This window comes from Pseudoselenomonas ruminantium (assembly GCF_900104055.1).
Lineage (GTDB): Bacteria > Bacillota > Negativicutes > Selenomonadales > Selenomonadaceae > Selenomonas_A > Selenomonas_A ruminantium_C.
Genome location: NZ_FNJQ01000029.1, coordinates 14,644 through 35,657, shown reverse-complemented (window position 1 = coordinate 35,657; position 21,014 = coordinate 14,644). Strand labels below are relative to the sequence as shown.

The 21,014-nt window shown below is 50.2% G+C and carries 21 protein-coding genes; 19 read left to right on the top strand and 2 right to left on the bottom strand.

Annotation, left to right across the window (positions count from 1 at the left end; translation table 11 throughout):
• Positions 1 to 103 precede the first annotated feature (103 nt).
• Genes BLQ59_RS11915 through BLQ59_RS11905 form a run of 3 tightly spaced genes read left to right on the top strand, consistent with a single transcriptional unit; the run spans position 104 to position 2,366 of the window.
• The gene (locus BLQ59_RS11915) at positions 104 to 643 is read left to right on the top strand and encodes a flavodoxin family protein (protein ID WP_074573093.1); all 540 of its coding nucleotides are present in this window, start codon (positions 104 to 106) and stop codon (positions 641 to 643) included.
• A 50-nt stretch (positions 644 to 693) separates the two neighbouring features.
• Entirely contained in the window at positions 694 to 1,191 is a 498-nt protein-coding gene (locus BLQ59_RS11910; protein WP_143005354.1) for a cyclophilin-like fold protein, read from the top strand.
• Positions 1,192 to 1,241: 50 nt separating this feature from the next.
• Entirely contained in the window at positions 1,242 to 2,366 is a 1,125-nt protein-coding gene (locus tag BLQ59_RS11905; protein ID WP_074573092.1) for an MBL fold metallo-hydrolase, read from the top strand.
• Positions 2,367 to 2,470: 104 nt separating this feature from the next.
• On the opposite strand, the gene BLQ59_RS16065 is transcribed toward BLQ59_RS11905, so the two are convergent.
• The gene (locus tag BLQ59_RS16065) at positions 2,471 to 2,635 is read right to left on the bottom strand and encodes a hypothetical protein (protein WP_176756802.1); all 165 of its coding nucleotides are present in this window, start codon (positions 2,633 to 2,635) and stop codon (positions 2,471 to 2,473) included.
• 279 nt (positions 2,636 to 2,914) lie between these two features.
• Here BLQ59_RS16065 and BLQ59_RS11900 point away from each other — a divergent pair, with 279 nt between their 5' ends.
• From BLQ59_RS11900 to rbsK, 13 genes are all read left to right on the top strand, one after another.
• Entirely contained in the window at positions 2,915 to 3,121 is a 207-nt protein-coding gene (locus BLQ59_RS11900) for a 4Fe-4S binding protein (RefSeq protein ID WP_256324672.1), read from the top strand.
• Positions 3,118 to 3,687, top strand: a complete 570-nt coding sequence (locus BLQ59_RS11895; RefSeq protein ID WP_074573091.1) for a hypothetical protein — start codon at positions 3,118 to 3,120, stop codon at positions 3,685 to 3,687. Before BLQ59_RS11900 ends, BLQ59_RS11895 begins: the two co-directional genes overlap by 4 nt.
• 128 nt (positions 3,688 to 3,815) lie before the next feature.
• Positions 3,816 to 4,814 carry a Gfo/Idh/MocA family protein gene (locus BLQ59_RS11890; RefSeq protein ID WP_074573090.1) on the top strand — a complete coding sequence of 333 codons (999 nt, stop codon included), beginning with the start codon at positions 3,816 to 3,818 and terminating at the stop codon, positions 4,812 to 4,814.
• A 62-nt stretch (positions 4,815 to 4,876) separates the two neighbouring features.
• On the top strand, positions 4,877 to 5,407 hold the full coding sequence (locus BLQ59_RS11885) for a TlpA family protein disulfide reductase (protein ID WP_074573089.1): 531 nt from the start codon (positions 4,877 to 4,879) through the stop codon (positions 5,405 to 5,407).
• Positions 5,407 to 6,060: a cytochrome c biogenesis CcdA family protein gene (locus BLQ59_RS11880; protein ID WP_074573088.1), complete on the top strand. Its 654-nt coding sequence runs from the start codon at positions 5,407 to 5,409 to the stop codon at positions 6,058 to 6,060. Before BLQ59_RS11885 ends, BLQ59_RS11880 begins: the two co-directional genes overlap by 1 nt.
• A 241-nt stretch (positions 6,061 to 6,301) precedes the next feature.
• Positions 6,302 to 7,210 carry a LysR family transcriptional regulator gene (locus BLQ59_RS11875; protein WP_074573087.1) on the top strand — a complete coding sequence of 303 codons (909 nt, stop codon included), beginning with the start codon at positions 6,302 to 6,304 and terminating at the stop codon, positions 7,208 to 7,210.
• On the top strand, positions 7,211 to 7,798 hold the full coding sequence (locus tag BLQ59_RS11870) for a chromate transporter (protein ID WP_074573086.1): 588 nt from the start codon (positions 7,211 to 7,213) through the stop codon (positions 7,796 to 7,798).
• A gap of 12 nt (positions 7,799 to 7,810) precedes the next feature.
• Entirely contained in the window at positions 7,811 to 8,383 is a 573-nt protein-coding gene (locus tag BLQ59_RS11865) for a chromate transporter (protein ID WP_074573085.1), read from the top strand.
• Between the two features lie 129 nt (positions 8,384 to 8,512).
• A complete protein-coding gene (locus BLQ59_RS11860; protein WP_176756801.1) occupies positions 8,513 to 9,454 on the top strand; it encodes a sugar-binding transcriptional regulator in 942 nt (313 codons plus the stop codon).
• A 160-nt stretch (positions 9,455 to 9,614) separates the two neighbouring features.
• Positions 9,615 to 10,268, top strand: a complete 654-nt coding sequence (gene deoC, locus BLQ59_RS11855) for a deoxyribose-phosphate aldolase (RefSeq protein ID WP_074573084.1) — start codon at positions 9,615 to 9,617, stop codon at positions 10,266 to 10,268.
• Positions 10,269 to 10,300: 32 nt separating this feature from the next.
• Positions 10,301 to 11,638, top strand: coding sequence for an L-fucose:H+ symporter permease (fucP, locus tag BLQ59_RS11850; protein WP_074573083.1), 1,338 nt, complete (start codon positions 10,301 to 10,303; stop codon positions 11,636 to 11,638).
• Between the two features lie 23 nt (positions 11,639 to 11,661).
• Positions 11,662 to 12,687 carry an aldose 1-epimerase family protein gene (locus tag BLQ59_RS11845; protein ID WP_074573082.1) on the top strand — a complete coding sequence of 342 codons (1,026 nt, stop codon included), beginning with the start codon at positions 11,662 to 11,664 and terminating at the stop codon, positions 12,685 to 12,687.
• Positions 12,688 to 12,706: 19 nt separating this feature from the next.
• Complete coding sequence (gene rbsK / locus BLQ59_RS11840; protein ID WP_074573081.1) at positions 12,707 to 13,624, top strand: ribokinase; 918 nt, start codon at positions 12,707 to 12,709, stop codon at positions 13,622 to 13,624.
• Positions 13,625 to 13,761: 137 nt separating this feature from the next.
• On the opposite strand, the gene BLQ59_RS11835 is transcribed toward rbsK, so the two are convergent.
• The gene (locus BLQ59_RS11835; protein WP_074573080.1) at positions 13,762 to 14,823 is read right to left on the bottom strand and encodes an AraC family transcriptional regulator; all 1,062 of its coding nucleotides are present in this window, start codon (positions 14,821 to 14,823) and stop codon (positions 13,762 to 13,764) included.
• A 179-nt stretch (positions 14,824 to 15,002) separates the two neighbouring features.
• Between BLQ59_RS11835 and BLQ59_RS11830 the strand changes: the two genes are divergently transcribed.
• Genes BLQ59_RS11830 through BLQ59_RS11820 form a run of 3 tightly spaced genes read left to right on the top strand, consistent with a single transcriptional unit; the run spans position 15,003 to position 21,013 of the window.
• Positions 15,003 to 16,562, top strand: a complete 1,560-nt coding sequence (locus BLQ59_RS11830; protein WP_074573079.1) for a hypothetical protein — start codon at positions 15,003 to 15,005, stop codon at positions 16,560 to 16,562.
• 47 nt (positions 16,563 to 16,609) lie between these two features.
• Positions 16,610 to 20,053, top strand: coding sequence for an alpha-L-rhamnosidase (locus tag BLQ59_RS11825; protein ID WP_256324671.1), 3,444 nt, complete (start codon positions 16,610 to 16,612; stop codon positions 20,051 to 20,053).
• Entirely contained in the window at positions 20,054 to 21,013 is a 960-nt protein-coding gene (locus BLQ59_RS11820; RefSeq protein ID WP_081342557.1) for an MBL fold metallo-hydrolase, read from the top strand.
• The last annotated feature ends 1 nt before the right edge of the window (position 21,014 follow it).

Here is a 21,014-nt window from a genome sequence, read left to right as displayed (position 1 = left end):
ATCGTGCAAGAATTTGTTGGGCGGCATTTGTATTATATGGCTTGACCTGGAGTAGACTCCAAGTGATAGAGTAAAAGAGGATAATGTGTATGGAGGAGAGAATATGAGCAAGAAAGTAGTAATTATTTCCACGAGCCTGAGAAAGAACAGCAATTCTGAGGCATTGGCCAAGGCTTTTGCTGAAGGTGCCAGGGAGGCAGGACACGAGGTGGAGCAGATTACCCTGTGGGATAAGACTATAAATTTCTGCAAAGGCTGTCTGGCCTGCCAAAAGACCATGCAGTGTGTGATCAAGGACGATGCCAATGAAATCACGACCAAAATCGGTCAGGCAGATGTGGTGGCCTTTGCTACGCCGGTCTATTACTACAGTATGTGCGGCCAGTTAAAGACGCTGCTGGACCGGGCAAATCCGTTGTTCCCCTCGGATTATCGTTTCCGTGAAGTTTATCTGCTGGCTACGGCGGCAGAGGATGAAGCAGATACCGTAGCCGGAACCCGCGTCGGCGTGCAGGGCTGGGTAGACTGCTTTGACAAGGCCGAATTGAAGGAGACGCTTTTTTGTGGCGGTGTGACGGACACAGGTGATATTGCTGGCAATGCCGCATTGGAAAAAGCCCGACAGGCTGGCAAGAATATTTGAAGTCTGCAAAATAATGTCTTGCAGCTGTATTTGCATAAGGAGAGAGGGCAATGCCAAATCGGAAAATCATAAGTGTGGTCATGCTGTCGGTGATGCTGCTGCTATCCGGCTGTACAGGTGCGCAGGAGACTGCTGCGGATACTGGCAGTAAGGTGCAGGAGGCCGTCCCACAGGAAAATAAATCCGTGGCAGAACCTAAGAAGGAGCAGGTGATGAAACTCATCATTGATGATAAAGTTGTTCCCGTTACCTGGGAACAGAATGCTTCTACGGCGGCGTTGCAGAAACTTTTGCCGTTGACCATCAAAATGTCACCTTATGGCGGCTTTGAGCAGGTGGGTTCTATTGGTCATAGTATTGACAGTGCAGATGAGCAGATGACCACGCAATATGGTGATATCGTCCTCTATGCGGGGAACAAGCTGGTCATTTTTTATGGCTCCAATTCCTGGTCTTACACGCGACTGGGGCATATTGAACTGTCACAACAGGAAATGACAGCTTTATTAAGCCATGACGAAGTAACGGTCGCACTTGTGGCAGAGTGAAAAAGGAATTGCGGGGGATAAGCTAGTCATTTAGCAGAAAGGTTATCTATATGAAGCGAAGGACTTTTATCTTGGGAGGTTTGGGCGCATTGGGCATGATGGCTGGAGGTGGGGCGTTGTTTGTGAACCGCCCGGAATTTGGCAGGCCGCCCCAGGGAGCGCGGCTGGCCCGTATGGAGGCATCGCCTCACTATATGAATGGCCAGTTCCAGAATCTGGTGCCGGTACAGGTCATGAACGAGAAAAGCGGCGAAAACCGCTTTGTCGCCACGGCGAAATTCCTGTTCGGCGATAAGTCCCAGCTCTCACCCAAAGAGGCAATGCTCTCGGATAAAACGGATTTGAAGACATTGGACGTTTCCCAGGATGCGGTGGTCTGGATGGGACATTCCAGTTTTTTCCTGCAACTGGGCGGACGGCGCATCCTGATCGATCCAGTGTTCAGTTCTTACGCTTCGCCAGTGTTTTTCATCAACAAGGCTTTTCCGGGCAGCAATATCTATACAGCGGCGGATATGCCGGAGATTGATGTGCTGGCCATCTCCCATGATCATTGGGATCACTTGGATTATCCCACGGTGATGGCGCTGAAGCCAAAAATCAAGAATATTGTCTGTCCGCTGGGCGTGGGGGAATATTTCGAGCAATGGGGCTTTGACCTCTCCATTATCCATGAGGAAGATTGGGATACGGAGATCAGATTGGCGGATGATTTTTCCGTCCATATCCTGCCCTCCCAGCATTTTTCGGGGCGGTTTCTGAGGCGCAATCCGACGCTGTGGTGCGGCATGGCCTTTGTGACGCCGAAGCGCAAGGTATACTACACCGGTGATGGCGGTTATGGGGAGCATTTCAAGGCCATTGGGCAAAAGTTTGGCGGCTTTGACCTGATGCTCGGGGAAAATGGCCAGTACAATATGGCCTGGCACGCTATCCATATGCTGCCCGAGGAAACGGCCCAGGCGGCGGTAGATGTGGGGGCCAAGCTGCTCCTGCCTGCCCATGGCGGCAAATTCGCCCTCTCCCGCCATGCTTGGCAGGAACCCTACAGGGAGCTGACACGGGCCAGCCAGAACAGGGGCTATAAACTGTTGACGCCTGAAATCGGAGAACTGGCCTATATCGGCAGCGAACAGCCAAAGCTGTTTGACGCCTGGTGGGAGCGCATGAAATAAAGGAAGCCTGTGCAGTTAGCCAAGCTGCTGCTTATGGAGGTGTAAAAATCAAAAGCGGCCACTTGCTTTCCGCAAGCGGCCGCTTTTAGGGTGGGGGTAATATCTTAACGGTTAAGGTCAAAGTCTGCCACATGGCAGTCCATGAGTTTTGACGGGTCAACATTGGAATAGATCCCGGGACGAATCTCAAACATATCGAGATTGTCGGCATTTTCCGCCATGATTACACGAGTGTAATCTTCAACGAAATCAAAGAACTTATTCATCATGATAATCCGCTCCTTTGCTGCTTGCACATAATTGAAAGATATGAACAGGCGATGCTTTTATTTACATACATTATGACATACTCGCGGCAGTATGTGAAATACGGCTTTTTGATGGATAGATAGGATTATACTATGAATCGAGGCTATTTTCACGTTTTCGCCTGTGCATTTTGTAATCCACTCACATACGTCGAAAGCGAAAAATTGGTATAATCGACGAAAGAAAGTGATCTGTATTATAACAGCAGTTTAAGATACGGATGAAAACGGAGGATGCGTATGATGAAGAAGTTATCACCCCGCCATGCGGTGATTCCCGCAGCTGAGTGTGTGGCTTGCGGAACATGTGTGGATGTGTGTCCGAGGGAGGCCATTTCCATCTACAGAGGCAGTTATGCTCAAATCCATGAGGAAATCTGTGTCGGCTGCGGCAAGTGTGCCAGGGAGTGTCCTGCTTCCATTATTCGGGTGGAGGCGAGAAGATGAAGAAACATTGGTATCACTATTTGTGGCTGTGGTCATTGTTCTATTTTGGCATGGGTTTCTTCAATATCCTCTTTGCCTGGCTGGGGCTTATTAGTTTTGCCCTGCCGCTAATCATGGCCATCGGCTATGGCAACAAGCTCTTTTGCAACCGTTATTGTGACCGGGGGCAGACCTTGCGGGCTCTCGGCCAGCTCGGCCTGTCCCGCCGGCGGGATATGCCGGGCTGGATGAAAAGCAAGGCCTTCCGCTATGGCTTCATGGTGTTTTTCTTCGCTATGTTCGGGAGCGTGGTCTATACGACCTGGCTGGTTTACAGCGGGATAGAGTCCCTGCAGCAGATGGTAAGCCTGCTCTGGACCTTCCATTTTCCTTGGGAGTGGGCTTATAGCGGTGCGGTTTCTCCCTGGGCAGCGCAGTTTGCCTTTGGACTTTACAGCCTGATGCTGACCTCCGAGGTTATTGCCTTGGGGACGATGCTGCTCTTCCGGCCTCGCTCCTGGTGCGTCTACTGTCCGATGGGCACATTGACGCAGCTTATCTGTCAGCATAAGATGCGTCAAGGATAGGATTGTCTGGAAAAAGGTGCACCGTGGGATAATGGCCGCCTTGCATATGGAAATATTGAGCCGGTTAAAAACGGATGGTATACTGTAAGCAGATAGAAACAGCGGATTATTATGGGGAGGAACTATATATGAAACTAGCAATCTTAGGAACTGGTTTTATTGTCAAGGAAGGCGCACTGCCGGCCCTGCGGGAAGTGCCGGAGATTGAAGTCACGGCAATTTTTGCCCGTGAGAAAAGCAAGGGTGTGGCGGACAAACTGGCTGTGCAGTATGATATACCCAAGGTTTATACAGATTATGACGAACTGCTGGCAAGTCAGGACGTGGAATTTGTCTATATAGGTCTGACCAACAGCGTACATTACGAATATGCGAAAAAAGCGCTTCTGGCGGGCAAGCATGTCATCATGGAAAAGCCCTTCGCTTCCACGGCAGCAGAGGTGCGGGAATTGGTGGAATTGGCCCTTGCCAAACATCTTTATATCTTTGAAGCAGTGACGCTCTTGCATTTGCCCAATTTCCATGCCATCAAGGAAAAACTGGCCGAGTTGGGCAAAATCACGGCGGTCATGGCCAATTACTCCCAGTATTCCAGCCGCTATGACCGGTATCTGAAAGGGGAAGTGCTGCCCGCCTTTGATCCGGAGCTTTCCGGCGGTGCCCTCTACGATATTAATATCTATAACCTGAACTTTATCATCGGACTTTTCGGTGCACCGAATGATGTAAGCTATACGCCGAATATCGGTTTCAACGGCATTGACACTTCTGGCACGCTGCTGCTGAAGTACAAGGACTTCACGGCAACAGCCTTGGGGGCAAAGGACTCTGAAAGTCCCTGTTTCATCACCATACAGGGAGAAAAGGGCTGGCTGAAGGTCTTGGGCGCCCCCAATGCGCTGGCAGCCTTTGAAGTATCCATCCACGGCAGCCGGGCCGTCACCCGCTATGAGCTGAACCGCTATGCCCACCGCATGGTGCATGAGTTCAAAGAATTCGCCGCCCTGTATGCGGCGCAGGACTACGCCGCTATGGAAGCCGGCCTCAAGGTGTCCCAAACCGTTTTGGAAACTGCTGAGCAGGCCAGAAAGGATGCAGGCATTGTTTTTGGCTGCGACAGGCAGTAGAGAAAAATAGAAAAGAACGAAAAAATTATGCTAGAGGCAACTAACAAGAAGGAGGGGTTCGCATGCGCAAAAACATGCTTGCCTGGCTGGCAATTATCTTATTGGCGATAACCGGTATTATCGGCTATCAGGCTTTTGCAGAGTCGGAGGAAAGCGCAGAGGTAGGCGTGCTGCCGGGGAAACGGGCTGCGGAGCTCCAACTGCAGGATTTGCAGGGAAATGCGGTGCATATCAATGCTGCGCAGGACCAGCGGATTTATGTGCTGAACTTCTGGGCGACCTGGTGCCCGCCCTGTCAAGGGGAAATGCCGGAACTAAATGAATTTGCGCAGGAAAACAAGGATAAAGTTTCATTTTATGCGGTGAACATCCAGGAGTCGGCCAATGAGGTATCTGACTTTATGCGGAAGCATAACTATACAATGCCCGTGCTGCTGGATAAGGATGGGGACAATGCCGATGCCTATCATGTGCAGGGGATTCCCACGACCATCATGATTGACAAGTCCGGTATTATCCAGTATCGGAAGACAGGTGCTGTAACCAAGGCTGAGCTGGAGGCAGAATTGGCAAAACTTGCGGGGGATCGCTGATGAGTGAAGTATCTGTGGCTGCTGCCGTTCTGGCAGGTGTGGTGTCCTTTGCTTCGCCCTGCGTTCTGCCCATGCTGCCAACCTTTGCCTTGATATTGGTGCAGGACAACGCCAAAGGCTGGCGAAATGTCCTGGCCTTTTTGGCTGGCTTCAGTCTGGTATTTATCCTGCTGGGGGCCACGGCATCTGCTTTGGGGCAGCTATTGTGGGCTTATCAGGGAGTGCTGCGGCGGCTGGGAGCCGTCCTGATGGTGATAATGGGAGTTTTTTTGACCGGCCTTTTACCGTTGCGCATCCTTGCCCGGGAGTATCGCCCCTTTTTGCAGCATGGTGCGCAGTCTGCGGGGGGAACGTTCCTGTTGGGGGCAGCCTTTTCCCTGGGCTGGACGCCTTGTACCGGGCCAATCCTGGCAGCAATATTGGTCTATGCTAGTCAGGCTGATACGTTGGGGACAGGTGTCATCCTGCTCTTGGCGTATTCGCTGGGCTTTGCAGTTCCCTTTTTTCTCTTTACCGCAGTATGGCGCAGCTATTTGACCAAGCTGCCTGGAGTTTATCGCTTCCTGCCGAATTTGCAGAAAGTTTCCGGTGTCGTGTTGATCCTTCTGGGAATCCTGCTTTGGCGAAATGATTTGGTCAAAATCATCCTTTGAGTTGGAAACTGCCGAGCGGGCCAGGATGGATGTGGGCATTGTTTTTTGCTGTGCTAGGCAGAGATAGCAGTATGGAAATCCCTTTAAGTAAGCCCTTTTTCAGGGGCAGGCTTGAAGGGATTTTTTTATGCACAGAGACTTGCAAATTGCAGACAATAGCGGTATGATATAGCAGAACTAAATACAAAAAAGATATTTAACAGTGAATGATATATAAAAAATATATGAAGGAGGCAATACTTTGGATCTGAAGCAGTTGCATTATTTCATGACCATTGTTACGGAACAGCAGATTACTGCCGCCGCCAAGAAGCTGAATATGACACAGCCGCCGTTATCCTATCAGATGAAGCTGCTGGAAAAGGAACTGGGAACCCAGTTGTTCAACCGCGGTTCTCAGTATATTGAGTTGACAGAGGCGGGGCGCTTGCTGGCGCGGCGGGCACAGCAGCTTTTGGATATGGCCGATAATACCATCCGGGAGATCGACGAACTCAGTCAGAGCCTGCAGGGGACGCTTTCCATCGGGACGATATCCTCGTCCGGCAGCATCCTGCTCAGCCCGGGAATGCAGAGATTCCATCGGGAGTACCAGGGTGTCCATTTTGAAATCCACGATGCCAATACCTATCAGCTGATTGAGGAACTCGAGAAGGGCATCATTGAAATCGGCATCGTGCGTACGCCCTTCAACACTAGCCCCTTCAACTGTCAGTTCCTGAATACGGAGCCTATGGCCGCGGTGATGACGGCTGATTTAGACTGGTGTCCCGAGCAGGAGCGGATTACCGTAGCGGAACTGGATGAGCGTCCGCTGATTATTTATCGGCGCTTCCAGCAATTGCTGCAGGAGGTTTTTGACCAAAAGCAGATAAAGCCCGAGATATACTGCCGCAATGATGATGCCCGTACCACCGTCCTTTGGGCCAATGCCGGTCTGGGGATTGGCATTGCACCGCTCTCGGCAGTGGAACTGGCTGCCCATGAGCATCTTCATATCAAGATCATAGATGAGCCGGCACTGGAAACCCATATTGCGGCTGTTTGGCGGCGCAATACGAACCTTTCCAGGATTGGCAAGGAATTTTTGACGGCCCTTTGCGGCTTGGACCTTGCTGCAGATGCAGATACGAATCAGGAGGGAAAATAAATGTCCAACGAGGAAATGAAATCTGTGGAAGCAGCCTGCCCCAATTTTTATTGGAAACTCTTCCAATCGACTTTTCTCATCAGCGCTTTTACGGTAGGCGGCGGTTTTGTGATCATTCCGCTGCTGCGGGCCAAGTATGTGGATGAATATGGCTGGCTCAATGATAAGGATACATTGAACCTTGTATCCATTGCCCAGTCCATGCCCGGCGTGGTGGCGGTCAATGCATCCATCATCCTGGGGTATCGCATGGCAGGCATAGCAGGCGCGTTGACGGCGCTATCGGCGACCATCCTGCCGCCACTGATCACCCTGTCCATCATATCCTGCGCCTATGATTGGTTTGCGGCCAATCCCTATGTGCGCTATGCCTTGAAGGGCATGCAGTGCGGAGCAACGGCGTTGATTGTCAATGTAGCCATTGACCTGCTCAAGAAGCAGTGGCAGAAAAAATTGCTATGGCCTCTGGCCATCATCGCAGGCACTTTTGTGGCCAATTTCTTTTTTGATATCAACATCATGCTGCTGGTCGTGATTGACGGCCTGCTGGGCTTGATGTTCCTGCGCGGTGCAGAGTATGGCAAATAAGGAGGCGAGCACATGATTTATTTGACTTTATTTTGGGAATTTGCCAAAGTTGGCATTTTCTGCGTGGGTGGCGGTTATGCTTCGATGCCGCTGATCCAGGCTGCCGTGGTGGATACTTACCATTGGATGAGCCTGGGGGAATTCGTGGATATCTTCACCATTTCCCAGATGACGCCGGGGCCAATCGGCATCAACGCCGCTACATTTGCCGGCATGAAGATTGCCGGGATTCCCGGTGCCATCTGTGCCACGGTGGGCTTCTGTACGCCTTCTCTTATCCTGGGCATCGTGCTGGCTAATCTCTTCTTCAAATACGGCGATATCGGCCCCATCCGCGGCATCCTCAACGGCCTGCGTCCCGCCGTGGTGGCCCTGATTGCCGCTGCAGGCATCAGTTTCGTGGTCCTGGCCCTCTGGAATGTGGAAACCCTGCCGGAAGACCTGAGTACGGTTGATCCACTGGGGATGCTTATTCTAGCGGTTTCGCTGGTGGCTGTGCGCAGAAAAGTCGGTGTGATCAAGCTTTTGGCTGGGACAGGTGTGGCCGGATTGGTGCTGGGCATGATTCAGCAGGTCTTGCACTGAGATGAAATTCTTTCTCTGCCGGCTGACATGGTGTCAGGTGTTTGGCCAATAAGAATAAAGGTATACATGATGTTTTCTCCGTGCTATACTGATTGAGAAAAAGACAGATATTGATGGGGAGTGTTGTGTATGGCCATAGATATTAGGGATGAACAAAGTATTGCCGTTGCAAAACTATATTATGAATCAGATATGAGCCAGCAGAAAATTGCAGAGGTACTGAAACTATCAAGACCAACAGTGTCTCGTCTGTTACGATATGCTAAGGACCAAGGCTATGTTAGCATTAAAATCAGCGATCCGGTTGAAAGTATGGCTGTGTTGGAAAACAGGCTGCAAATAAAATATGGCCTTCAGGTTGTAAAAGTAGCAAGAGCCTCGATGGAAACTATAATCGAGCAAAAAAAAGCTATTGGCGAATTAGCAGCAGAGTACATCGTCAATATTGTAAAGGATGGAGATATTATTGGGATTGGCTGGGGCTCGACACTCTATGAGATGGCTAAGCGGCTGCCGGTAAAACCGCTGCAACACACGAAGGTGGTGGAGTTGAAGGGCGGTATAAGCCTTAATAGTAACAAGACCTATGCACAGGAAATTTTGGATTCTTTTACGCAGGCGTTCTCAGCAGAGGGGTGTTATTTACCTTTGCCGGTTATGTTTGACACAGTGGAGGTAAAAGACATTGTTTATCAAGATAAGTTCATCAAGCATATCCTTCAATTAGGACGAGACGCTAATATAGCTGTGTTCACAGTCGGTTCAGCCAGCGAAGGTTCAACTATATTTCATTTAGGGTATTTTATAAACGAAGAAGAAAGGCAACGCATTGCATCCAGTGCTGTGGGCGATATTTGTTCGCGTTTTTACGATGCAGATGGCGAAATTTGTGAACCAGAGCTTGATGCTCGGACTGTGGGGATTACGTTAAGTGACCTGAAGAAGAAACAAACGCGTATTCTTTTAGCTGGTGGAAAACACAAGGTTTCCGCCATAAAGGCAGCATTAGGTGGCGGATTTGCTACTGCTTTGGTGACGGACCAGTATACGGCGAAGCTTTTACTGGCGTAAAATTGAATATCTATCTAAGAGGCTGTAACAAGTGATGTTACGGCCTTTCGATTATTTGGGACTGAAATAAATTTCAAAAACAACTTTACATTATTTCAGGATAGTGCTACAATAATCACTGTAAAGAAAATTTTCAGTCAACAAAAGGAGAGGATAAAGAATGAATGCAAACGAGATTTTAGGGCGTGTTGATCATACGTACCTGAAACAAACAGCAACCTGGGCTGAGATTCAGAAAATCTGCGATGAGGCTCAAAAGTATCATACAGCTACGGTGATGGTACCTTCTTGCTATGTGTCACGTATTAAGAAACAATATGGTGATGCAATAAAGATAGCTACAGTGGTAGGCTTTCCTAACGGTAATTGCAATACCGCAGCCAAAATTGCAGAGACGGCGCAGGCTTTGGCAGACGGAGCTTCTGAAATTGACATGGTAATAAATGTTGGTATGCTGAAGGCTGGAGAAAAAGATTACGTTACCGATGAAATCAAGGCTTTGAAACGCTTAACAGGGGACAGAATTTTGAAGGTAATTGTAGAAACTTGCTTTCTGACCGAAGAGGAAAAGATCGCAGCTTGTCAGTGTGTAAATGAAAGTGGCGCCGATATCATCAAGACTTCCACTGGATTTGGTTCGGCAGGGGCTAAGCTGGAAGACATCGAGCTGTTCCGTAAACACATTAAAGAGGGCGTGGGGATGAAGGCTTCAGGTGGTATTCATACGCGTGAAGAGATGGAAGCATATCTAAAGGCTGGTTGCTGCCGTCTGGGTGCGAGTGCTGCAGTAAAAGTATTACAGTCTGAACTGTAAAAATACATAAACGTATTGGAGGGAATCATACCATGGGAAAAAAGTGGACTCAGTTAGAAAATGGTTATCTCGATCGTACACCTATCTTCCAGTTTATTCTGCTTTCTTGCCTGTTTCCGTTGTGGGGGGCAGCGGCAAGTCTAAATGACGTATTGATTACCCAATTCAAGAGTGTATTTGATTTGAGTGACTTTGCAAGCGCTCTGGTTCAAAGTGCATTTTATGGTGGATATTTCATCGTATCAATTCCGGCATCAATGGTTATTCGGAAAACTACGTATAAAACGGCAATTATCTGTGGCCTGTTATTCTATATAGCTGGTTGTTCGTTGTTCTTCCCAGCATCACATATGGCAACATATACCATGTTCTTGTTTGCCATATTTGCTATTGCGATTGGGTTGGGATTCTTGGAGACTGCATCCAACACATATAGTACTATGTTGGGGCCGGAAAAGTATTCAACTTTACGCCTTAATATCAGCCAGACTTTCTATCCGATTGGCGCAGCAGGGGGCATCTTGCTGGGAAAATATTTGATTTTCCAAGAAGGGGATAGCATGGCCAGCCAGCTGGCAACGATGACGGCTCAGCAGGCTCATGCTTATCGTTTGGATATGCTGATGAATACGTTGGAACCGTATAAGACAATGATTTTTGTCTTGTTGGGAGTATTGGCATTGTTTGCCATTACGAAATATCCATCTTGTAAGGTTGCCGGTGAGGAGAAGAAGAGCAGCGTATCGATGAAGGAAACGCTTGGTTATTTAGCAAGCAATGTGCCTTTTAAGAAAGGTATTTTGTGTCAGTTCCTTTATGTGGGGATGCAGGTAGCTGTTTGGTCTTTTACGATTCGCCTGGCTTTGGAAATGGATGCTTCTATAAATGAACGTATGGCTGCTAACTTTATGGTAATTAGTTATGCTTGTTTCTTTGTAGGTAAATTCATCGCCAACTTCCTTTTGTCAAAATTCTCGACGAATAAAGTTTTGGCTTCCTATGCTGTTGTGGGATGCTTGCTGATTCTCTATGTATCCTTTATGCCGAGTTTTACAGCTGTTTACGCGGCTGTAGCGATTAGTGTTCTTATGGGGCCGTGCTGGGCAACAATTTATGCTGAAACCTTAAAAACTGTTGAACAGAAATATACGGAAACGGCTGGTGCAGTTTTGGTTATGTCCATCATCGGTGGTGCGGTTGTACCTGCTGTTCAAGGTTATGTTTCGGATATCACGGGTTCCTTGCAATTCTCCTTCATCGTTAACTTCCTTTGCTTTGCCTATGTAGGCTATTATTTCCTTAGCAAAATTCGGGAAACGAAGCATATGGAGGAAGGTGTATCGGAAGAACATATTGTAGGTCAGCACTAAATTGTTTGATGGGGTGATTCATTATGAGTACGAAAATTATGCTTGATAGGAGTTTTTTTACGGAAACTGCCAAGGTGTTATTGGAAAATGATGAGTTTCAGGTAACAGCTTTTCAGTATCCGTCAGGAATTCAATCCTTGAAGATTAAAAACTCTCGGGGGTATGTTGAACTGCTGCCTTATATGGGGCAAATTATTTGGGATGCCAATTTTGATGGTATAAGCCTGCGCTTGAAGAATATTTTCTCTCAACCAAAACCCGCTGCATGCATTGTGGATACCTATGGATGCTTTGCCTTTCATTCCGGATTACTGGCCAATGGCTGTCCGGCACCGGATGATAATCATCCTATGCATGGTGAGTTTTCCTGTGCAGAGATGGACAATGCTTGGCTGGAATTAAATGGAGATACGGTGGCTTTGGTCAGCCATTATGAGTATTTGCAGGGATTCGGCTATCATTATATTGCTGAGCCGAAAGTTACGCTGTCCAAAGGTTCCGGACGTTTTATCATTGAAATGCATGTACATAATTTGACGGCAGCTCCTATGCCGTTGCAGTATATGTGTCATATGAACTATGCATATACCGATGGGGGCACTTTCAATTCGAATATTCCAGCTGCCGCGTTTAAGCTGCGTGAATCAATTCCAGGACATGTTCATCCGACAGAAAAATGGCTGGCTTACAATGAAGAGATAAAAACACTGCAAAAAGAAGGTAAGTCCCTGTCTGTTTTGAATCAGCCAGAAATGTATGATCCGGAAATCGTGTTTATGGCTGACCATATCGACCAGTATGCGGAAGAAATAATGGTGGAAATGGATTCACCTAAAGGTTATGGCTTTAAGACAGAGTTTTCTTCACATGATTTTCCTTGTGCTACACGTTGGATTATGTATAATCCTGATTTACAGGTTGCAGCTTTTTGTCTGCCGGCGACTTGCCGTCCGGAGGGCTTTAATGCTGCGAAAAAAGCCGGTACGCTTATTATGTTGAAGCCGGATGAGGTTCGTGACTTTAAGGTGACTACAGGGTTGAAAGAATAAGATTCAAGCAGGTGATATTATGAAAATTGCAGTAATAGGCTCCAATATGGTTGATTTAACATCCTATATTGAAAGGATGCCTCAAATTGGCGAGACGCTGGAAGCTCCATCTTTCGAAATGGGCTGTGGCGGTAAAGGCGCAAATCAAGCGGTAGCTGCGGCTAAATGTGGTGCTGATGTGCTTATGATGACTAAAGTCGGTGATGATGCCTTCGCTGATAATACGATTAAGAATTTCCAAAAAATGGGAATTGATACAACCTATGTACAGAAAGTCGCTGGCGTATCCAGCGGGGTGGCACCTATTTTTGTGGATAAAGATGGCCGTAATAGTATCCTCATTATTAAAGGGGCAAATAACTATTTGCTTCCAGCTGATATTGATGCAGCTGCAAAGGATTTATCTGCCTGCGATTTAATAATCTTACAGCTGGAAATCAAATTGGAGACGGTTTATCATGCAATCGAATTTGGTGAACAGCATCATATCCCTGTACTGTTAAATCCAGCACCAGCGACGAAAGAGCTGGATATTGAGAAAGTATGCCATTGCACGTTTTTTATGCCAAACGAATCTGAGCTGGCTATACTGACCGGCAGGCCGACGAGTACGGATGATGAGGTAAAGGCTGCTGCAGAAATGCTGATTGAAAAAGGTTTGAAGGATGTAATTGTTACATTAGGGGGACGCGGCAGTTTATGGGTATCTGCTAATGGCAGTAAAATGTTACCGGCATTTACGGTTGATACGGTAGATACTTCCGGAGCTGGTGATGCGTTTATAGGCTGTTTCGCTAACCATTATGTGAAAACACATGATGTATGGGCATCTATGCGTCAGGCCAGTGCATTTGCGGCATTGAGCGTAACCAAAAAAGGAACGCAAAAATCATATCCTGCGCCCGCGGAAGTAGATGCTTTCTTACAAAAGTGTTAAAGAAAAGCATCCATCATTCTGAAGTTGTCATTCGATAGTGTGAAAAAACCACTCCTTGATTGGAAAAAGGGGTGGTTTTTTCAGATTTTCCCATCATGAATATGGGGCCGAATTCATCAGTTTGTTTGCTCAGGATGTCAACCGCTTGAAGCATCCTGTGCTTGGCTGCGGAATTCTGCTGGTGTCATCTGAAACTGCTGGTTGAACAGTCGATAGAAGTAGGTAGGATTGGTGTAGCCGCAGCGATTGATGATTTCCTGGATGGGCAGGTTGCTATGGGATAGCAGGTTGCGGGCTTTGGTAAGCCGCAGGTGTTGGATGAGCTGGGTGAAGTTCTTGCCTGTGCTCTGCAGGAGCAGGCGCGTCATCTGGCGGTCGCTGTAGGAAAAATGCTGCGCGAGCCGGTGCAGGGTGAGGCTCTCGCTGTTGTTCTGCAGATAATGGAGGATGGGCACTAAGTTTGTTCGGCGGTCAGCCGTTATGGCTGTTTTGGCGCTGTCAGCATGGCTGCGCAGAAGGAGGATGAAGCAGGAGGTCATCAGGGAGTTGAGCATTTTATCGGCATAGAGCTTGTTTTGCCGGAATTCGTAGAGCATGGTCAGCATGATCTGCCGGATTTCGGCATTGTTTTCTGTGCGGAAGTGCAGCATGCCACTGCCATTGCCGCTGTTAAAGAGGGCACGGGTGAAGAAGGCGGTCAGCATGGCGTCTTCCTGCAAAATATTGAAAAAAGTTTCCGCAAAGGTACTGGCACGCAAGACCACATTGATGGCGAGCGTGTCTTTTTGGCATGTGCCGATGCCGTGGGTGACATGGGGGGCAACGATGCAGATATCGCCGGGGGAGAGCTGCTGGCATTCCTGGCCTGTGTAATGTTCCACTGTGCCGCTCAGCACATAGATGAGCTCGAAAAAATCATGGGTGTGCAGAAAGCCCGGCACGAAGCGGGGATGCATCATGACTTCCACGGCCTGCTTACGGCGGAACAGGTTTTCCGTGAGTTTTTCCTCGTGCTCGAAACGGGCAAAGTGCTTGAGATAGGCCGTTTCATAGCGGGGATAGGGGGCGGTGGCGGCAATGAGTTCCGGCAGGGTGCGCAAGGCACCCTTATTTTCGTGGATGAAAGGATAAGCCTGCATCAGTGCCCTGTAATCCAGTTCAACCGCTGTCAGCGGCATCAAATCGCTGAAATAAATCATTTTATGTCCTCTTAGCTTATGGTTATTCTTACTTTATGCTCATTATAAGGGAAAGTTTATTATTTGTCATGTCCGCAGAGGATAATATTCATGGCCGATTGTTATATAGTGGAATGACCGCTCCCTTGTTAAACTATCTTTAGCTTCAAGAATCCGAGATTATCAGGGGGAACGAACGTATGCAAAAGTCAGCAAGCAGGAAAATTTTAGGGGCACTTTTGGGAACGATGTTATGCGTGTCCGGCAGTGCATCGGCCGAGACGAGCTTCTTCGAGGAAGTGCCGGCAGGGGACTGGACTTACGGGGTGGTGAATGAACTCATTGCAGGCGGAAATATCGAGCATCATAAGGAAATCATCCCGAGCGGACGGGTGCTGAGCCGTTTTGAGATGGCGGTTATCGTCAAGGATGCGCAGGAGTCGGCAGGACTGAGCGCAGCCCAGCAGGAGGCGCTCAGCAAACTTGCGGAAGCCTATGCTGGCGATGTGCGCAAGGTAAAGCTTTTGGGACAGCTCGAACGAATGGATGCTTTGCAGAATAGTACAGATGATGCTTATGCAGGCACGCCGGTGCGTCCGCAGGTTGAACCGCGCAAACTTACGCCGCAGGATGTGAAAAATACCAATGATGCGGGCAAGGTCGAGGCCTATCCTGTGGGGGCCAAGCAGGCTAGCAAGGAAGCTGCACCGCCACCGAAAAAACCGCTCCTGGATGATAAATACAGCTTGTGGGGCTTTGCCCGCATGCGTTTCCAGAACAATGACTGGGGCGATGGCATGCACCGTCGTTACAATCACTACAATGTGCATCTGGTTCATATGTACAAAGTCAATCCCCGCTGGACCATCGTGGTCGGCAATGAGTTCCAGCGCGGCTTGGATACCATCAATGACAAGGAACCGCGGCATGCCGATGCGGACCTTGATATGCAGACCAACCTGGCCAATGAGCTGATCCTCGAAGGCAAATTCAAGCATTTCGATGTGTCCATTGGCCGCATGTATGATATCGGCACCTATGGTTTCGGCATTGACAGCCGCGTAACGGGCGTGCAGGTACGGGTACCCGGCAAGATCACCACCACTGCTTTCCATGGTCGCGTCATTGACTGGCCGGGCGGCCCCGGCGACAGCTGGTTTGCCAATAATGCCAATATGGGGCAGCTGATGGGAATCTATCAGGGCCGGCAGAAAGATTGGCTGGACTATACAGCCCTGAAGTTTGAGACGGCACCAGATGCCAAGAGCAAGCTCTCCTTTGGTCTCTATGGCATTTCTCCTTCAGCCCGTCATTATCAGAAGGATGACAAGCACCGTGTGCTCTATGGTTTTATGGGGTATGAACGCCAGCTTACCAAGAAATGGAATATTACAGCGGTCGTGGAAGACAGCAATGCCCATGTGGATATGGAACTTGTGCGTCTCGACCGTGAAGGCCGGGGCTTCAGAAATAAGAACTATACCAGCAGCAAGCCGGTATTCTATGGCCGCCTGACCTATGGCAAGGCCGATATCATGAAGCGGGGGTCCTGGTCTGCATGGCTCTCCTATCTCTATCAGCCGACGCTCTCGCAGTTCTCCGATACGCAGGAATTCTTCAACGCCAAGGGCTGGCGTCCGGGCATCAACTATGTGCTGGATGAAAAACTCCTGCTCGAGGCCTATGCGACCTTTGCCAAGGATATCGATACGGGCGAACGCCGCAATGACGTGCGCGCTCAGCTCAATATGTTCTTCTGATGTGAGGGAAAATAACGATGAAATCTAAGTTTTATAAATCTAAGGGCATGGCTGGTTTACTGGCCGCCATAGCTGCCATGGGCGTACCCTTTGCCGGCGGCACGACAGCGGAGGCCTTTTCTTTGGATAGATTGGCGGTTGACCATCTGGAAAATCCGCAGGCTGTTGACAGACAGCAGCCCCGCTTTTCGTGGCAGATGACAGCCGATAAAGGGGAGAGGAATGTCGAGCAGGCGTTCTACCAGTTGACCGTCAAAGATCTGCAGGGGCATATCCTTTGGGACAGTGGCAAGGTGGCCGACGGTCATGCCGTGGATATTGCCTATCAAGGCAGGGAGCTTGCGGCCGGACAGGATTATATCTGGGAGGTCAAGGTTTGGGATAAGCAGGGGCAGCTGCGGGAAAAGAGTTCCCGCTTTGCCATGGGCCTGAATCCCGACCGCGAGGGCGAAGGAGATTGGTCCGGGGCCAAGTGGATTGGCAACCGGGAAAAGACCTTGCCGTTGGAGTCGCAGAGCCTTACGGTGTTCCGCATTGCCTGCGATATGGAGCTGGGGCAGACAGCAGAACGGGCCAGCCTGGTTTTCGGCGCCAATGACCAGCGGCTGCTGGACAAGAATTTCAATATGGTGGGCACGGCAGCAGAGAAGGACAAGAGCTATTTCCGGGCAGAATTTGACTGTTCGGCTCTGAAAAGCGGCGGCGACGCCAAAATCAATTTCTATCGGTATGGCTATGTAAAAGGGGATAACGATACGAGTCCCATCGGCTGCATTGTCATCCCGGCGGGGATTGTCCATAAGGATAATTATCAGCAGAAGCACAATATCGAAATCAGCAGCATGTATGGCATCCTGGCCGCCAGTGTGGACGGTCAGGATCTGCCGGTGACAGAGCTTGATCCCTGGAGCAAAGGCATCAACGGCAATCCCTTCGGCATGAGCGGCGGTTCCAATGCCTTCCCGGCGCTGGCCGATATCGGCTATGCCGTACCTGATGGCCAAATGGCGAAGCTGTCCAAGCTGACGGTCAAAAACTTCCGCCAGCCCTTTGCACCTCTCTATGAGGAGGAAGCAGCGCGGGAATTGACCGGTCAAATGCAGCTGATGAGTCCCTCCCATGATGCGATGCCCATGCTGCGCACAGAGTTCAAGACGCAGGGGAAGAAAATCAAACAGGCCCGGCTCTATGCCACGGCGCGGGGCATCTATGATATTTCCCTTAACGGTCAGCAGGTCAGCGATGCTTACTTTGCGCCGGGCTTTACCCAGTATAACAAGACACAGCTTTATCAGGCCTATGATGTGACGAAACTCTTGCAGTCCGGCAGGGCTAATGCCATTGGCGCCCAGCTGGCTGAAGGATGGTGGAGCGGGGCCAGCACCTTCCTGGGCACGAACTGGAATTACTTCGGGGACCGCCAGTCCCTGCGGGCCAAACTCGTCGTTATCTATGAAGATGGCACAAAGGATATCATCACCACCCAGCCGGATACCTGGCAGTATTATGCCGATGGGCCTGTGAAACTGGGCAGCCTGTTCCAAGGTCAGGTACGGGATGGTACGAAAGCTGCGGCCTTGCAGGGATGGGACAAACCCGGCTATGATGCCGCTGAAAATGGCTGGAAACCGGCCGGGGAAATCAGCCTGGCCGGCACCACGGCTACGGGCAAATGGCATGAATTCCTGACCGACCGGGATTATGAGCAGGAGTTTACGGATATTGACTTTGTGGCCCAAAGCGGCAGTGAGGTCAAAGAGGCGCAACAGCATCAGCTGACCGCCAAATCCGTACAGGAAGTCCGTCCGGGCGTGTTCGTCTACGATATGGGACAGAACTTTGCCGGGGTGCCGGAGATCGATCTGACCGGTCAAAAGGGCCAGCAGGTGACCTTGCGTTATGCGGAAGTTACCTATCCCGATGGCGAAAACAAGGACATGCTGATGGTGGAGAACCTGCGGGCTGCCATGGTGCGGGATACCTTTATCCTCAAAGGCGGCAGGGAAACGATTTCGCCCCGCTTTACCTTCCATGGCTACCGCTATCTGGAAATCACAGGCCTCGATAAGGCGCTGCCCTTAAAGGCCGTGCGGGGCAAGGTGCTGACCTCTGTTCCGCAGGATACGGCAGATTATCGTACTTCCAACCAGGATGTCAATCGCCTGTTCCGGAATATCCAGTGGTCCACCCGGGCCAATTTTTTGGCCATCCCCACGGACTGTCCCCAGCGCAATGAGCGTATGGGCTGGTCGGGGGACCTTAATGTATTCGGCAATACTGCTGTGTACTTGGCCAATAGTGACAGTTTCCTGCGCCAGCATATGCAGGCCCTGCGGGATACGCAGGCCAGTGATGGCCGCTTTACCGATACCGCGCCCATGGGGCACGGTGCCGGCGGTTTTATCTGGGGCAGCGTAGGCGTGCAGATTCCCTGGCAGATGTATTTGCAATATGGCGATACGGCAGTGCTGGCCGAGCATTATGAGGCCATGAAGGCCTATGTGGACTATATGCTTGCCTGCGAGCAGCCGGACGGCCTCTATAAAGAAGCCAAAGGCCTGCCCGGTTTGGGCGACTGGCTCGGCCCGGAGAACAGCAGGAACGAGCCGCAGTATCTCTGGCAGGCTTATGGCATCAGCAATCTGGAAATCCTTTGGAAAACGGCGGAAAAACTGGGCAGAACACAGGATGCGGCTAAGTATCATACGCTCTATGAGGAGCGCAAAGCTTATTTCAATGACAAGTTCCTGACAGCAGAGGGCAAGGCACTCACTTCCACAGGAGCGAGCATGGATACCCAGACCGCTTATGCGGTGCCGTTGGCGCTGAATGTCATCCGCAAGGACAAGGAAGCCAAAGTGGCAGAAAGTCTCCTGCAGACTGTTACCCGCCAGAATGTGGATGACCTGAAGCAGATGCGGCCGGCCTACAGCCTGATGACCGGCTTTATCGGCACGGCGGCCATCAGCCATGCGCTCTCCCATACCGGCAATGTGGCAGCCGCTTACAGGCTCCTGCAGAACGACCAGTATCCCAGCTGGCTCTATCCCGTGAAGAACGGGGCCACCACCATTTGGGAACGGTTGGACTCCTATACGAAAGAGCGGGGCTTCGGCGGCAATAACAGCATGAATTCCTTCAATCATTATTCCTTTGGCGCCGTGGGTGCCTGGATGCTGGATACCTCGCTGGGTATTCGCCGGGATGAGGAAAATCCAGGCTTCAAGCATTTCTTCCTGTGTCCGGAAGTGGATGCAAACGGGCAGATGACAGAGGCCAGCGGTCATTATGACAGTGTTTACGGCAGGATTGAGAGCAGCTGGCGAAAGACAGCGACGGGCTATAAGTTCCGCTTCGTGGTGCCGGCCAATACTACGGCTACGGTGCAGTTAGCAAAGCCTGCCCATAGACTCCTGTGCAATGGCAAGGAGCTGTCCTGGCAGGAAAATATCGAGATTGGTTCCGGAACCTATGAATTCGAGGTCAGATAAATGATGATAACGAAAAAATATTTAGCCATGGCCGTAGCGGCAGCCTGCTGGGCAATGCCGCTGACGGGAATGGGAATCAGCACAGCAGCTGCTGCTCCTGCCGTGAATGCGGAAGCACAGCAGCAGGTACTTATGCCATTCCGCTCGGCCAGGATTGACAGCAATATCACCCGCATCAAGGATATGACGGGGGACATGATGTACCTGGTGGAAGGCAGGGACAAAGCCGCGCTGATCGATACCGGCGTGGGTGTGGGCAGCTTGAAAAAATATGTGGAAAAACTGACGGATAAACCGCTCGTGGTAATCCTTACCCATGGCCATGTGGACCATGCTTCGGGCACGGCAGAGTTTGCCAATGTCTATATGAGCAAGGCCGATAAAGAGCTGTTCCGGGAACATACTTCCCTGGCCAACCGTGCCGGCTATATCGGGGCAGGCAATCCTGCCTTTGCCAAGACACTTACCGAAGCCGATTTCCAGCCTCTGGATAATCCCGAACGCTTCCAGGATTTAAAAGCGGGGGACAGCATCGATTTAGGCGGCGTGCATCTGGATATCTACGATATCGAGGGCCATACCCATGGCATGAAAGCGGTACTGCTGCGGGAGAATCGCGCCCTTATTACCGGGGACGGGGCAAATATGTTCACGTTCCTGTTCTCGCAGGAAACGCTGGGGCTCAAGAGCTATAAAGCTAGCCTGCAGAAACTGCAGCAAGCCACGGCAGGGAAGTACGACAAGGTGTACTGTTCCCATGGCGGCGGGGATTTGACCGTGGACTACCTGCAGCGGCTGATTGAGGACTGCGACAATATCATGGCAGGCAAGGACGACAAGGTGCCCTTTGAGTTCATGGGGCAGAAGGCCAATATCGCCTACGAGATTGGCCCCGACCATAATCGCCTCGATGGCGGCATTGGCAATATCGTTTATGATCCGGAGAGAATTGAGGAGTAAT